15 protein-coding genes are annotated in these 14043 nt (G+C 67.1%); 12 read left to right on the top strand and 3 right to left on the bottom strand.

What is annotated here, in order from left to right; genetic code table 11:
- Positions 1-88 precede the first annotated feature (88 nt).
- The gene (locus CEX88_RS19750; protein ID WP_094294767.1) at positions 89-772 is read left to right on the top strand and encodes a hypothetical protein; all 684 of its coding nucleotides are present in this window, start codon (positions 89-91) and stop codon (positions 770-772) included.
- Here the strand turns inward: CEX88_RS19750 and CEX88_RS19745 are convergent.
- From CEX88_RS19745 to mptB, 3 genes are read right to left on the bottom strand one after another with little or no spacing between them, the layout of a single operon-like run.
- Positions 686-1459, bottom strand: a complete 774-nt coding sequence (locus tag CEX88_RS19745; RefSeq protein ID WP_094294766.1) for an ABC transporter permease — start codon at positions 1457-1459, stop codon at positions 686-688. The two genes, CEX88_RS19750 and CEX88_RS19745, sit on opposite strands and share 87 nt — an antisense overlap.
- Positions 1459-2406, bottom strand: a complete 948-nt coding sequence (locus tag CEX88_RS19740; RefSeq protein ID WP_094294765.1) for an ABC transporter ATP-binding protein — start codon at positions 2404-2406, stop codon at positions 1459-1461. The genes CEX88_RS19745 and CEX88_RS19740 overlap by 1 nt, the downstream gene beginning before the upstream one ends.
- Positions 2403-4088, bottom strand: coding sequence for a polyprenol phosphomannose-dependent alpha 1,6 mannosyltransferase MptB (mptB, locus tag CEX88_RS19735; protein ID WP_066850410.1), 1686 nt, complete (start codon positions 4086-4088; stop codon positions 2403-2405). Before mptB ends, CEX88_RS19740 begins: the two co-directional genes overlap by 4 nt.
- Before the next feature lie 91 nt (positions 4089-4179).
- Between mptB and CEX88_RS19730 the strand changes: the two genes are divergently transcribed.
- Genes CEX88_RS19730 through CEX88_RS19680 form a run of 11 tightly spaced genes read left to right on the top strand, consistent with a single transcriptional unit; the run spans position 4180 to position 13971 of the window.
- Complete coding sequence (locus CEX88_RS19730; protein ID WP_094294764.1) at positions 4180-4899, top strand: helix-turn-helix transcriptional regulator; 720 nt, start codon at positions 4180-4182, stop codon at positions 4897-4899.
- Entirely contained in the window at positions 4896-6341 is a 1446-nt protein-coding gene (gene sufB / locus CEX88_RS19725; protein WP_094294763.1) for a Fe-S cluster assembly protein SufB, read from the top strand. Before CEX88_RS19730 ends, sufB begins: the two co-directional genes overlap by 4 nt.
- A complete protein-coding gene (gene sufD / locus CEX88_RS19720; protein ID WP_094294762.1) occupies positions 6341-7540 on the top strand; it encodes a Fe-S cluster assembly protein SufD in 1200 nt (399 codons plus the stop codon). Before sufB ends, sufD begins: the two co-directional genes overlap by 1 nt.
- Entirely contained in the window at positions 7537-8307 is a 771-nt protein-coding gene (gene sufC, locus CEX88_RS19715; protein ID WP_066850399.1) for a Fe-S cluster assembly ATPase SufC, read from the top strand. The genes sufD and sufC overlap by 4 nt, the downstream gene beginning before the upstream one ends.
- Before the next feature lie 2 nt (positions 8308-8309).
- On the top strand, positions 8310-9563 hold the full coding sequence (locus CEX88_RS19710; protein ID WP_094294761.1) for a cysteine desulfurase: 1254 nt from the start codon (positions 8310-8312) through the stop codon (positions 9561-9563).
- A gap of 1 nt (position 9564) precedes the next feature.
- Entirely contained in the window at positions 9565-10023 is a 459-nt protein-coding gene (gene sufU / locus CEX88_RS19705) for a Fe-S cluster assembly sulfur transfer protein SufU (RefSeq protein WP_094294760.1), read from the top strand.
- Positions 10020-10367 carry a metal-sulfur cluster assembly factor gene (locus CEX88_RS19700; protein WP_064395500.1) on the top strand — a complete coding sequence of 116 codons (348 nt, stop codon included), beginning with the start codon at positions 10020-10022 and terminating at the stop codon, positions 10365-10367. The genes sufU and CEX88_RS19700 overlap by 4 nt, the downstream gene beginning before the upstream one ends.
- A gap of 49 nt (positions 10368-10416) precedes the next feature.
- The gene (locus CEX88_RS19695; protein WP_094294759.1) at positions 10417-11049 is read left to right on the top strand and encodes a hypothetical protein; all 633 of its coding nucleotides are present in this window, start codon (positions 10417-10419) and stop codon (positions 11047-11049) included.
- 40 nt (positions 11050-11089) lie between these two features.
- On the top strand, positions 11090-11455 hold the full coding sequence (trxA, locus tag CEX88_RS19690) for a thioredoxin (protein ID WP_064395502.1): 366 nt from the start codon (positions 11090-11092) through the stop codon (positions 11453-11455).
- A gap of 26 nt (positions 11456-11481) precedes the next feature.
- Complete coding sequence (locus CEX88_RS19685) at positions 11482-12330, top strand: enoyl-CoA hydratase (RefSeq protein WP_066850389.1); 849 nt, start codon at positions 11482-11484, stop codon at positions 12328-12330.
- Positions 12331-12342: 12 nt separating this feature from the next.
- Positions 12343-13971 carry an ABC-F family ATP-binding cassette domain-containing protein gene (locus CEX88_RS19680; RefSeq protein ID WP_094294758.1) on the top strand — a complete coding sequence of 543 codons (1629 nt, stop codon included), beginning with the start codon at positions 12343-12345 and terminating at the stop codon, positions 13969-13971.
- The last annotated feature ends 72 nt before the right edge of the window (positions 13972-14043 follow it).

Here is a 14043-nt window from a genome sequence, read left to right as displayed (position 1 = left end):
GACACTCCTTTCAGGAAACGCTTGCGTATCTTATCGCGGGAGTTTAGTGTCATGCTTAAGAAACGCTTCCGTATCTTAGGAGGATCTCATGGTGCGTCCGGTGCTCTATCCGTTGCGTTCCGTCGACACCGCGACGGTGCAGTATCTCGACCATCGCCACGGCAGGCGCCGCATCACCATCGACCACCGGCCGTTGGCCGGCGTCACCCCGGCGATGCTGCTGGACTGGTTCACGCACCTGGGCGAAACGATGGTGTACGGGGGAGAGGTCATCGACCGCTATCTCGCCTGGCATCCGATCGATCACATCCATTGGGCACTGGCGCGTCCGGCGCCAGGAGGTGGAGCGGCCGACGGTGCGCGTTTCCGCATGGTCGAGGCGTTCGGCGGTCGACCCGAGTACCGGATCGACGAGGTCGCGCGGGTCGAGAAGCTCGACGAGACCGGTATCCGACTGGTCAAACGGGTTGCGGGAATTGCGATCTTCCAGCTCGAGCACACCTGGTCTGCGGGCGCCGACGGTGCCCATTACGTGACGGTGATGGATCTCGGCGCACGCGCGCCGCTTTTCTCTGTCGTCAACAGCGTCGTGCGCCGACGATTCCCGGCGAACAAAGTGCGCGCGTGGGTGAAGCACAACATCGAAGAGGTCGGACAGCTCGAATACCTGCTGCCGCTGTTGGCTTCAGGTGAAGCGGAACCAGCGCAGCGCGCACAGCGCGGCGACGGCGCCCCAGACCGCGAGCACCAGAAGGCCGAACCAGTCCACTGACAACGTCATCGCCCGGGTCAGCGCTTCGGTGAGGGCGCCGGACGGCGTCAACCGGGCCACCCACTGCGCGGCGGACGGCACCATGCCGCCCTCGAGCGTCAGCGCGCCGAGCCCCGCGAAGACAAACCACAGCAGGTTCGCCAAGGCCAGGACGATCTCGGCGCGCAGAGTGCCGCCGAGCAGCAGGCCCAACGCTGCGAAAACCGCTGTGCCCAAAGCGATCACCGCCGCGCCGAGCGCAAGCCCCGCCAGGTGCGGTCGCCAGCCGAGCGCCACCCCGATGGTGCCCAACACGATCGCCTGCAGGAACACGACCGCCACCACCGCCAGCGACTTGCCCGCGATGATGCCCCACACCGGAAGCGCCGTGGCGCCAAGGCGTTTGAGGGCCCCGTAGCGGCGATCGAATGCCACGGCGATCGCCTGCCCGGTGAACGCGGTGGAGATCACGGCCAGCGCCATGATCGCGGGCACGAACGTCGCCGCCCGGTTCGGCCCGAACGACCCCAGTGGCAGCAGCGTCAAGCCCACCAACAAGGTGATGGGGATGAACATCGTCAACAGGAGCTGCTCGCCGTTGCGCAGCAGCAGCCGCAGCTCCAGGCCGAATTGCGCGGCGAGCATCTTCTGCACGGTCGCCGGTCCCGGATCGGGCGTGAAGGTGCCTGGCGCAAAGCGATTCGTCATCACGGCCGTAACTCCCGCCCGGTCAGGTCGAGGAACACGTCCTCGAGGCTGCGCTGTTCGACGCGCATATCGGTGGCCAGTACGTCCAGACGTGCGCACCACGCCGTCACCGTCGCCAACACCTGCGGGTCGATCGCGCCCTCCACCAGGTATTCGCCAGGGGCGGTCTCGGTTGCCTTGTAACTCTCGGGCAGTGCGGAAACCAGCAGCGACAGGTCGAGCATGCGCGGCGCGCGGAAGCGCAACTGGTTCTCGGCGCCGCTGCGCATCAGCTCCTCGGGCGAACCGGTGGCCACCGGCACGCCGTGGTCGATGATCATGATGCGATCCGCCAGCTCCTCGGCCTCGGTGAGCTGATGGGTCGTCAGCACCACGGTCACGCCGTCGCGACGCAGCGCATCGATTAAGTCCCACACCACGATTCGGGCATGGGCGTCCATACCCGCGGTCGGCTCGTCGAGGAACACCAACTCCGGGCGACCGACCACCGCACAGGCGAGCGCCAACCGCTGCTGCTGGCCACCGGACAGCCGCCGGTAGGTTGTGCGGGCCGCCTCGGTCAGTCCGAGGGTGTTCATCAGCCATGCCGGATCGAGCGGGTTGGCCGCGTAGGACGCCACCAGGTTGAGCATCTCGCCGGCGCGGGCCGCCGGGTAACCTCCGCCGCCCTGCAGCATCACGCCGATGCGCTCACGCAACCGGGCGTTGTCGCCGAACGGATCCAGGCCGAGGATCTCGATCGAGCCGGAGTCGGGCCTGATGAAGCCCTCGCACATCTCCACGGTGGTGGTCTTGCCTGCGCCGTTCGGCCCGAGCAGCGCGAACACCTCGGCGGCCCCTACCTCCAGGTCGAGTTCGGACACCGCGACCGTCGACCCGTAGCGCTTCGTGACCCCGCGCAGGCGTACGGGGGCGGGGGACGACGCCCCGGATCCAGAGTGGGTCACGGGGACTCAGCGTATGCGTCGGGCCGCGCGGGCTGTGGCTGCGGTGGCGGCGGTCGTTCATGCGGCGGGCTCGCCACGCTGCGCCAGGGCAGCCGGTTGTAGGTGAGCAGAAACAGCGCGACGACGATCACCGTGCTCGCCGCGGTCGCGAGCAGAATCTGGAAGACCGTGAAACGGTCGCCGTTGGCGGTCGGGCCGAAGATGCCGACGGCCAGCGTCACCACGATCGTCGTGCTGCGGAAGGCCGGCCGGGTGGCCCACGCCGCGAGGGGCAGGACGGCCCACAGCACGTACCAGGGCTGGACGACCGGGAACAGCAGCACCGTCATACCCAGCGCGACGCCGAGCCCGCCCACCGGATGAAGGCGTCCCCGGAGCACCAGCAGCAACAGCCAGGTCACCAGGATCGCGATGATGAACACGCCGATCGCACGGGTGAGCCCCAGCACCGCCGTGGTGTGATCGCCGAGCCCCAGCAGGATGCCGACCTGACCGGTGCCCAGGGCCAACAGGGTGGGCAGCGACATCCAGCTACGCACGACGTTCGCCGTGCCCAGCGTGTTGAGCCAGCCGAACCCGAGGCCACTTGCCCACCCGATCAGCGCCATCACCACCACCGACACCGCCGTCAACGACCCGCCGGCCAAGAAGAACGCCTTGACCGTGCCGCCCCAGCGGCAGGCCAGCGCCATCGCCACGAATCCCAGCGCCAGCAGCGACGGCAGTTTGACCTGCGACGACAGCGTGATCAGCACCACGCCGACCAACAGCATCGTCAGCGGCCACCATCGTGCCCACTGCTCGCGGCCGTCCGGCCAGGACAACGGCCTGGGAAGCAGCGGCGCAGCGGCGTCGACCCCGCGCAGCGCGAACTCGGTGCCTGCCAGCATCAGGCCGAGCATCAGCGCTTCGTTGTGGATGCCCCCGACCAGATGCATGATCAGCAGCGGATTGGCGGCGCCGAGCCACAGCGCGCTCACCTCGGCGACGCCGCAGCGCCGGGCGAGGCGTGGGGTCGCCCAGACGATCAGGCCCACGCCGAACAGCACGACCAACCGGTGGCACAGCACGGCGGCGACGATGTTCTCACCGGTCAACGCCGAGATACCCTGACCGATCCACAGGAACAGCGGCCCGTACGGCGCGGGTGTCTCGCGCCACATGTTCGGCACCGAGAGCGTGAACACGTGGTCCAGACCCAGGCCGGTGGCCGGGCCGACCCGGTACGGGTCGAGGCCTTTGACGCCGATCTCGCTCTGCGCCAGATAGGAGTACACGTCGCGGCTGTACATCGGCGGCGCGATGAGCAGCGGCAGCACCCACAGCCACAACAGCCGGTCGAGCTGGCTGCGCGACATCCGCCGGTCACCCAGGGTGAACCGCCCGAGCATCAGCCAGGCCAGCGCCATCATCACCGCGCCGGTCGTGGTCATAGTCAGGCTCACGGTCTGCAGGCGCGAGGGTAGGTTGAGCAGCCGCACGCCGAACGTCGGGTCCTGCACCACCGGCCTGGCCCCGACGCCCAGCGCGCCGATCGCCATCAAGACGGTGCCGGCCGCTCCGAACAGCCGGGTCCGGCGCAGCGCGATGACCTCGGCATCGTTGAGGGGTGATCCCACCGGGGGTTCGTCGGCGTGCCAACGGGCGATCGACGAGCTGAACGACGGGAGGCGGGCTGCCACCTCAGCAGCGTAACCGTCGGCGTTATGGCTCAAGTCACGCTAAGGGTGCCCTTGCTTTACAGGGGTTTCCGAATTCCGTCACAATAGTGTTGTGAAATTCGGTCCGGAGGCAGGAGCCGATCGCCACACGCGTGGGGCGATCGTGCAATTGCTGCTCGAATCTGGGCCCATCACCGCCGGTGAGATCGGCGAACAGCTCGGAATCTCGGCCGCAGGCGTGCGTCGCCACCTCGACGCCTTGATCGAGGCCGGCGACGCGCAGGCCAGCGCCGCAGCGGCCTGGCAGCACACCGGACGCGGCAGGCCCGCGAAGCGGTATCGGCTCACTGCGGCGGGTCGTGCCAAGCTCGGCCACGCCTACGACGACCTGGCCGCGGCGGCCATTCGTCAGCTGCGCGAGATCGGCGGCGACGACGCCGTGCGGACCTTCGCGCGGCGCCGTATCGACGGGATCCTCGCGGGAGTAACCGAGGGGCCCGATGACGTTGGATCTAAAGCCGACCGGGTGGCCGACGCGCTAACCAAGGCCGGCTACGCGACCAGTGTGACTTCGGTGACACCGGCGCCTGGATCGATCCACGGAATCCAGCTGTGTCAGCATCACTGTCCGGTCTCACACGTCGCGGAGGAGTTCCCCGAGCTGTGTGAGACCGAGCGTGAGGCGTTCGCGGAGATTCTGGGAACCCACGTGCAGAGGCTCGCCACCATCGTCAACGGCGACTTCGCGTGCACCACGCACGTACCCCTGGTCGAAAAGATCAGTGCTTCAGCCCCAACAGCCCCCACTAACAAACAAGGAGCGTCGAGATGACGACGACACCCGAGGTCCACAAGGTAGGCGAACCGCTCAGCCAGGACGAGGCGATCGCCTCGCTGGGCCGGTACGGCTACGGCTGGGTGGACTCCGACGTCGCGGGCGCCAGCGCGCAGCGCGGGCTGTCCGAGGCGGTGGTTCGTGACATCTCCGCCAAGAAGGACGAGCCGCAGTGGATGCTCGACATCCGGCTGAAGGCGCTGCGCACCTTCGAGAAGAAGCCGATGCCGAACTGGGGTTCCAACCTCGAGGGCATCCACTTCGACAACATCAAGTACTTCGTGCGGTCCACGGAGAAGCAGGCGGCCACGTGGGACGACCTGCCCGAGGACATCCGCAACACCTACGACAAGCTGGGCATCCCGGAGGCGGAGAAGCAGCGGCTGGTCTCCGGTGTCGCGGCCCAGTACGAGTCCGAGGTGGTCTACCACCAGATCCGCGAGGACCTGGAGGCGCAGGGCGTCATCTTCCTCGACACCGACACCGCGCTGCGTGAGCACCCGGACATCTTCAAGCAGTACTTCGGCACCGTGATCCCGGCCGGCGACAACAAGTTCTCCGCGCTGAACACCGCCGTCTGGTCGGGCGGTTCGTTCATCTACGTCCCGCCCGGTGTACACGTCGACATACCGCTGCAGGCCTACTTCCGGATCAACACCGAGAACATGGGCCAGTTCGAGCGCACGCTGATCATCGTCGACGAGGGTGCCTACGTGCACTACGTCGAGGGCTGCACCGCGCCCATCTACAAGAGTGACTCGTTGCACTCGGCGGTTGTCGAGATCATCGTCAAGTCCGGCGGCCGCTGCCGCTACACGACCATCCAGAACTGGTCGAACAACGTCTACAACCTGGTCACCAAGCGGGCCAGGGCGGAGGCCGGCGCGACGATGGAGTGGGTCGACGGCAACATCGGCTCCAAGGTCACCATGAAGTACCCCGCAGTGTGGATGACCGGTGAGCACGCTCGCGGTGAGGTGCTCTCGGTGGCGTTCGCCGGCGAGGGTCAGCACCAGGACACCGGTGCCAAGATGCTGCACCTGGCGCCGAACACGTCGAGCAACATCGTGTCCAAGTCCGTCGCGCGCGGCGGTGGCCGGGCCTCTTACCGCGGCCTGGTCCAGGTCAACAAGGGCGCCCACGGATCGCGGTCGAGCGTGAAATGCGATGCGCTGCTTGTCGACACGATCAGCCGCTCCGACACCTACCCGTACGTCGACATCCGCGAGGACGACGTCACGATGGGCCACGAGGCCACGGTGTCCAAGGTCAGCGAGGATCAGCTGTTCTACCTGATGAGCCGCGGCCTGACCGAGGACGAGGCGATGGCGATGGTGGTGCGCGGCTTCGTCGAGCCGATCGCCAAGGAGCTCCCGATGGAATACGCGTTGGAGCTCAACCGGCTGATCGAACTGCAGATGGAAGGCGCGGTTGGATAGTGACGGCACAGAATCTGACCACTGCGATCGAGGGGACACCGGCCGGGTCGGCACTCAACAAGGGCGAGATCTTCACGTCGTTCGACGTGAACGCCTTCGAGGTTCCCGGCGGTCGCGACGAGATCTGGCGGTTCACGCCGTTGAAGCGCCTGCGCGGTCTGCACGACGGATCCGCGGTCGCCTCCGGTAGCACCGGCATCACCGTGAGCGAGCGCCCCGGCGTCACCATCGAGACGGTCGGCCGCGACGACGAGCGGCTCGGCCAGGGCGGCGTGCCCGCCGACCGCGTTGCGGCACAGGCGTACTCGTCGTTCGACAGCGCGACGATCGTCACGGTGGGCCGTGACACCGAGGTCGCCGAACCGATCGAGATCGACATCGACGGTCCCGGCGAGGGTGCGGTCGCCTACGGGCATCTGCAGATCCGCGTCGAAGAACTCTCCCGCGCGATCGTCGTGGTGGACCTGCGCGGCAGCGGGACCTACGCCGACAACGTCGAGATCATCGTCGGCGATTCGGCAGGCCTCGGGGTGATCTGGATCGCCGACTGGGCCGACGACACCGTCCACGTCAGCGCACATCACGCGCGCCTCGGCAAGGACGCCGTGCTTGGCCACGTCAACGTGACGCTCGGCGGGGACGTGGTGCGGACGACGGCGAACGTGCGTTTCACCGCGCCCGGCGGCGACGCCAAGATGCTCGGCACGTACTTCGCCGACGACGGCCAGCACTTCGAGTCGCGGCTGCTGGTCGACCACGCCCACCCGAACTGCAAGTCTGATGTGCTGTACAAAGGTGCGCTGCAAGGTGATCCGGAATCCAACCTGCCCGATGCGCACACCGTGTGGGTCGGTGACGTGTTGATCCGCGCGGAGGCCACCGGCACCGACACCTTCGAGGTGAACCGCAACCTGCTGCTCACCGACGGCGCTCGCGCCGACTCGGTGCCCAACCTCGAGATCGAGACGGGCGAGATCGTCGGAGCCGGACACGCCAGTGCCACCGGGCGTTTCGACGACGAGCAGTTGTTCTATCTGCGGGCCCGCGGCATCCCCGAGGACCAGGCGCGACGTTTGGTGGTGCGCGGCTTCTTCAACGAGATCATCGCGAAGATCGCCGTGCCCGCGGTGCGCGAGCGCCTCACCGAAGCAATCGAACGAGAACTAGCGATCACGGAATCGAGAACAGTCCAATCATGACCACACTTGAAGTCAAAGACCTGCACGTCTCGGTGCAAACGCCTGAGCAGACCGAGATCCCGATCCTCAAGGGTGTCGACCTGACCGTGAGGTCGGGGGAGACCCACGCGGTGATGGGACCCAACGGCTCCGGCAAGTCCACGCTATCCTACGCGATCGCCGGTCACCCCAAGTACACGGTGACGTCCGGTTCGATCACGCTGGACGGCCAGGACGTGCTGGAGATGAGCATCGACGAACGCGCCCGCGCCGGCCTGTTCCTCGCGATGCAGTACCCGGTCGAGGTGCCGGGTGTGTCGATGTCGAACTTCCTGCGCACGGCCGCCACAGCCGTACGCGGTGAGGCGCCGAAGCTGCGGCACTGGGTCAAAGAGGTCAAGTCGGCGATGAGCGATCTCGACATCGACCAGTCGTTCTCCGAACGCAGTGTCAACGAGGGTTTCTCCGGCGGTGAGAAGAAGCGTCACGAGATCCTGCAGCTGGCGCTGCTCAAGCCGAAGATCGCGATCCTCGACGAGACCGACTCCGGCCTGGACGTCGACGCGCTGCGGGTGGTCAGCGAGGGCGTCAACCGGTACGCCGAGACCGAGAACGGTGGCGTGCTGTTGATCACCCACTACACCCGCATCCTGCGCTACATCCAGCCGCAGTTCGTGCACGTGTTCGTCGACGGACGCATCGTGACCTCCGGTGGTCCAGAGCTCGCCGACGAGCTCGAGGAGAAGGGCTACGTCCGCTTCACGCAGACGGCGGCCGCGGAGGCCTAGCCATGACCGCCACCGTTCGCCCGCTGGATCTGACCGCCGTCCGCGCGGACTTCCCGATCCTGAAGAAGCAGATGCGCGGCGGAAACACGTTGGCGTATCTGGATTCCGGGGCTACCTCGCAACGGCCGGTGCAGGTCCTCGACGCCGAGCGCGAGTTCCTGGTGACCTCCAACGGCGCGGTGCACCGCGGCGCGCACCAGTTGATGGAGGAGGCGACCGACGCCTACGAGGACGGCCGCGCCGACATCGCGGCATTCGTCGGTGCCGATGCCGATGAGTTGGTGTTCACCAAGAACGCGACCGAGGCGATCAACCTGGTCTCGTACGCGGTGGGGGACACGCGGTTCGATCACGCCGTCGGGCCCGGCGATGTGATCGTGACGACCGAACTCGAACACCACGCCAACCTGGTTCCCTGGCAGGAGTTGGCGCGCCGGACGGGCGCCACGCTCAAGTGGTACGGCGTCACCGATGACGGACGCATCGACCTGGACTCGCTGCAGCTCGATGAGCGTGTGAAACTCGTTGCATTCAGCCATCATTCGAATGTCACCGGCGCCCTGGCGCCGGTTGGCGAGCTGGTTGCGCGCGCCAGGGCCGTCGGCGCGTTGACCCTGCTCGACGCCTGCCAGTCGGTGCCGCACCAGCCCGTCGACCTGCATGCGCTCGACGTGGACTACGCGGCGTTCTCCGGGCACAAGATGCTGGGACCGACCGGGATCGGCGTGCTGTACGGGCGGTCTGCGCTGATGAACGCGATGCCACCGTTTCTGACGGGCGGCTCGATGATCGAGACCGTGACGATGGAAGAGACGACGTACGCGCCTGCGCCGCAGCGCTTCGAGGCCGGAACGCCGGTGACGTCGCAAGTGGTCGGGTTGGCTGCCGCCGCGCGCTACTTGCGCGAGATCGGCATGGGCGCCGTCGAGGCGCACGAATCCGAGCTCGTGGCGGCCGCGTTGGAGGGACTGACCGCGATCGACGGCGTGCGCATCATCGGTCCGACGTCGCTGGAGAATCGGGGCTCGCCGGTCAGTTTCGTCGTCGACGGCGTGCATGCGCACGACGTTGGGCAGGTGCTCGACGACGAGGGCGTGGCGGTGCGCGTCGGTCATCATTGCGCGTGGCCGCTGCATCGGCGGTTCGGGATCGCCGCGACCGCACGGGCGTCGTTCGCGGTGTACAACACCTCCGACGAGGTCGATCGGTTGGTAGCCGGTGTGCGCCGCGCCGTCGAATTCTTCAGCAGGGACTGACGTGCGGCTGGATCAGATCTATCAGGAAGTGATCCTCGATCACTACAAACACCCGCACAACCGCGGATTGCGCGAGCCCTACGGCGCGCAGGTTCACCACGTCAACCCGACGTGTGGTGACGAGGTGACCCTGCGGGTGGCGTTGTCCGACGACGGTGAGCAGGTGGTCGACATCTCCTATGACGGGCAGGGCTGTTCGATCAGCCAGGCCTCGACGTCGGTGCTGACCGATCAGGTGATCGGCCAGAGCGTCGGCGACGCACTCAAGACCGTCGCCGCGTTCAGCGAGTTGATCTCCTCGCGCGGGACTGTCGAGGGCGACGAGGACGTCATCGGGGACGGCATCGCGTTCGCCGGTGTCGCGAAGTATCCGGCGCGGGTCAAGTGCGCGTTGCTGGGGTGGATGGCTTTCAAAGATGCACTGTCACAGGCATCGGAAGGATTTCAGGAGGCAGGATGAGTGACACCGCAGTACCCAACGAGGAACTGTTGTTCGACCTCGAGGAGGCGATGCGCGACGTCGTCGACCCCGAGCTCGGTATCAACGTGGTCGATCTGGGCCTGGTCTATGGAATCAACGTCGAGCAGGGGGAGCAGGGCAAGGTCGCGTTGATCGACATGACGTTGACCTCGGCGGCCTGTCCGCTGACCGATGTGATCGAGGACCAGTCGCGCACAGCGCTGGTCGGGGCGGGGCTGGTCAACGAACTGAAGATCAACTGGGTCTGGAACCCGCCGTGGGGCCCGGACAAGATCACCGAGGACGGCCGCGAGCAGCTGCGCGCGCTCGGTTTCACGGTCTAGCTCAGGCGGCGTCGGGTTCGGCGCGCGGCGTCCGTACGCTCGATGCGATATGACGCACCCTTACGTGGCCACCCGCCGCCAACTGCGCGGGGTGGCCGAAAGCCTGATCGCCGGCCCGCAATACCGGTCCGCGGGCACGATCAGGCTCGCCGTGCGGCCTGACGGATTCGCCGCGGTCGCCCTACCCCTGTCGGTGCACGGTACCGACCTGGTGTTTCCGGACGGGAGTGTTCCGCTGGCCGGCCGCGTCGAAGCCATCGCGGAGGCGGCCGGTGTGGTGCCCGGCCCTCCGGACGACGTCTACCAGATCGTCGACCCGTTGCCCACCGACGCCGATCTCGAGCTCGATCCCGAAGCCGCGGCGTGGCTTCAGCGTTCGCACTACGCCGGCGGGTATGCGTTGAAACATGTTTTACCGGAGCAGCATCCGACGCTGTGGCCGGAACACTTCGACGTCGCCGCCGTCGAAGACGAGGTGAACTACGGGGTCTCGGCCGGTGACGAAACCCATCCGACGCCGTATGCATACGTCGGCCCGTGGCAACAGCGGACGGGTCCGTTCTGGAACGCGCCGTTCGGCGCCCTGTATCCACTCGACGCCACACATGACGTCGACACGTTGGCCGCCCGGATCACCGACTTCTTCGAGCGTGGCCGCACTGAACTGGGTATCCGTCCGTAGGCTGGGAACAGACAGCTGACGATCAGCGTTAGGAATCAACGTGGCTACCCAAGACATCACTGCCGAACAGTTCAACAACACCATCAACGACAACGAGATCGTGCTGGTGGATTTCTGGGCGTCGTGGTGTGGCCCGTGTAAGGCGTTTGCGCCCACGTTCGCGGCGTCCTCCGAACAACACCCCGACGTGGTGTACGCCAAAGTCGACACCGAGGCCGAGCAGGAGCTGGCCGCCGCGGCCGACATCCGGTCCATCCCCACGCTGATGGCGTTCAAGAAGGGCAAGCTGGTGTTCAACCAGGCAGGCGCGTTGCCGCCGGCCGCCCTGGAGGAACTGGTTCAGCGCGTCAAGGAGTTCGACATCGACGCGGCGATCGCCGCGCAGGACAACGGTCAGCCGGAGTGAATGTCCGCACGCGATAGCGTGCATGCGTGAGCGAGCGAGCAGACAACAACACCGACGATCACAAGGGCGGCTTCGTCCTGGTCGACCGACCGCGCCCCGGCATCGCGTTGGTCACGCTGAACCGTCCCGAGCGAATGAACTCCATGGCGTTCGACGTCATGGTTCCCCTCAAGAAGGTGCTCGACGAGCTGACCTACGACAACTCCGTGCGGGCGGTCGTGCTCACCGGCGCGGGCCGCGGGTTCTCCTCGGGGGCGGATCACAAGTCGGCCGGTTCCGTGCCGCACATCGACGGGTTGACCCGGCCGACGTTCGCGCTGCGCTCGATGGAGGTGCTCGACGACGTCATCCTGTCCCTGCGCAAGATGCACCAGCCGGTCATCGCGGCGGTCAACGGCGCCGCGATCGGCGGGGGCTTGTGCCTGGCGTTGGCCTGCGACATCCGCGTGGCAGCCGACGGTGCCTACTTCCGCGCGGCCGGCATCAACAACGGCCTGACCGCCAGCGAGCTGGGGTTGTCCTATCTGCTTCCGCGCGCCATCGGCACGTCGCGGGCGTTCGAGCTGATGCTGACCGGACGTGACGTCGACGCCGCGGAGGCCGAACGCATCGGCCTGGTGTCGCGCGCGGTGCCCGGCGAGGACCTGCTCGAGGTTTGCTACCAGATGGGGGAGCGCATCGCGGCGTTCTCCCGGCCCGGAATCGAGTTGACCAAGCGCACACTTTGGAGTGGACTGGACGCCGGTAGCCTGGAAGGGCATATGCAAGCCGAGGGTCTCGGACAACTGTTCGTCCGTTTGCTCACCGCCAACTTCGAAGAAGCGGTGGCGGCGCGCGCCGAAAAGCGGGCCCCCGCATTCACCGACGACAAGTAAGGACGGCACAGCGTGATCACCGCAACGGACCTCGAGGTCCGCGCTGGGGCGCGCACATTGCTGTCCACCGACGGAACTGCGCTTCGCGTCCAGCCTGGCGACCGGATCGGACTGGTCGGCCGCAACGGCGCGGGTAAGACCACCACGATGCGCATCCTCGCCGGCGAGGGCGAGCCGTATGCGGGCGACATCATCCGCAACGGCGAGATCGGTTATCTGCCACAGGATCCCAGGGAAGGCGACCTGGACGTGCTCGCCAGGGACCGGGTCCTGTCGGCGCGCGGCCTGGACACCCTGCTTGCCGACCTCGAGAAGCAGCAGCTGCTGATGGCCGAAGTCGCCGACGACGCTGCCCGCGACAAGGCCGTGCGAAAGTACGGCCAGCTCGAGGAGCGGTTCGCGGCACTGGGCGGTTACGCCGCCGAGAGCGAGGCGGGCCGGATCTGCGCGAGCCTCGGGCTGCCGGAGCGGGTCCTCACCCAACCGCTGCGCACACTCTCCGGCGGGCAGCGCCGGCGCGTGGAGCTGGCCCGGATCCTGTTCGCCGCCTCCGACAGTGGCGCGGGCTCGAGCACGACGCTGCTGCTCGACGAACCGACCAACCACCTCGACGCCGACTCCATCGGCTGGCTGCGCGACTTCCTGCAGAACCATCCCGGTGGCCTGGTGGTCATCAGCCACAACGTCGATCTGCTGGCCGACGTGGTGAACCGGGTGTGGTTCCTCGACGCCGTCCGCAGCGAGGTCGACGTCTACAACATGGGCTGGCAGAAATACCTCGACGCCCGTGCGACCGACGAGGCCCGGCGCCGCCGCGAACGCGCCAACGCCGAACGCAAGGCGTCCGCACTGCGCACCCAGGCGGCCAAGATGGGGGCCAAGGCCACCAAAGCCGTTGCCGCGCAGAACATGCTGCGTCGCGCCGATCGAATGATGGCCGCACTCGACGAGGAACGCGTCGCTGACAAGGTGGCGCGCATCAAGTTCCCGACCCCCGCGCCGTGTGGGCGGACCCCGCTCGTCGCCAAGGGGCTGACCAAGAACTACGGCTCACTCGAGGTCTTCACCGGCGTCGACCTGGCGATCGACCGGGGTTCGCGGGTGGTGGTGCTGGGGCTCAACGGTGCAGGCAAGACCACCCTGTTGCGCCTGCTGGCGGGGGCCGAGACGCCCGACGCCGGTCGACTCGAACCCGGCCACGGCCTCAAGCTCGGCTACTTCGCCCAGGAACACGACACCCTCGACAACAACGCGACGGTGTGGGAGAACATCCGCCACGCGGCACCCGACACCGGAGAGCAGGACCTGCGCGGGCTGTTGGGTGCCTTCATGTTCAGCGGAGCGCAGCTGGATCAGCCGGCGGGCACGCTGTCCGGCGGCGAGAAGACCCGGCTGGCGCTGGCCGGCCTGGTCGCGTCGACCGCGAACGTGCTGCTTCTCGACGAGCCAACGAACAACCTCGATCCCGCGTCGCGCGAGCAGGTGCTCGATGCGCTGCGCAGCTACCTCGGCGCGGTGGTGTTGGTGACCCACGATCCCGGCGCCGCCGAGGCGCTCGAACCGCAACGCGTGGTCCTGCTGCCGGACGGCACCGAGGACTACTGGTCCGAGGATTATCGCGACCTGATCGAGTTGGCTTGATCAGCTCTGGCCTTTACGCGAAGCGTTTGGTCAATTTCAAACGCTGTGTGTAACCGCTTCCTACGCTGGGTA

Source organism: Mycobacterium neumannii, from assembly GCF_002245615.1.
Taxonomy (GTDB): Bacteria; Actinomycetota; Actinomycetes; order Mycobacteriales; family Mycobacteriaceae; genus Mycobacterium; species Mycobacterium neumannii_A.
This window is presented reverse-complemented; position numbering and strand designations above follow the sequence as displayed.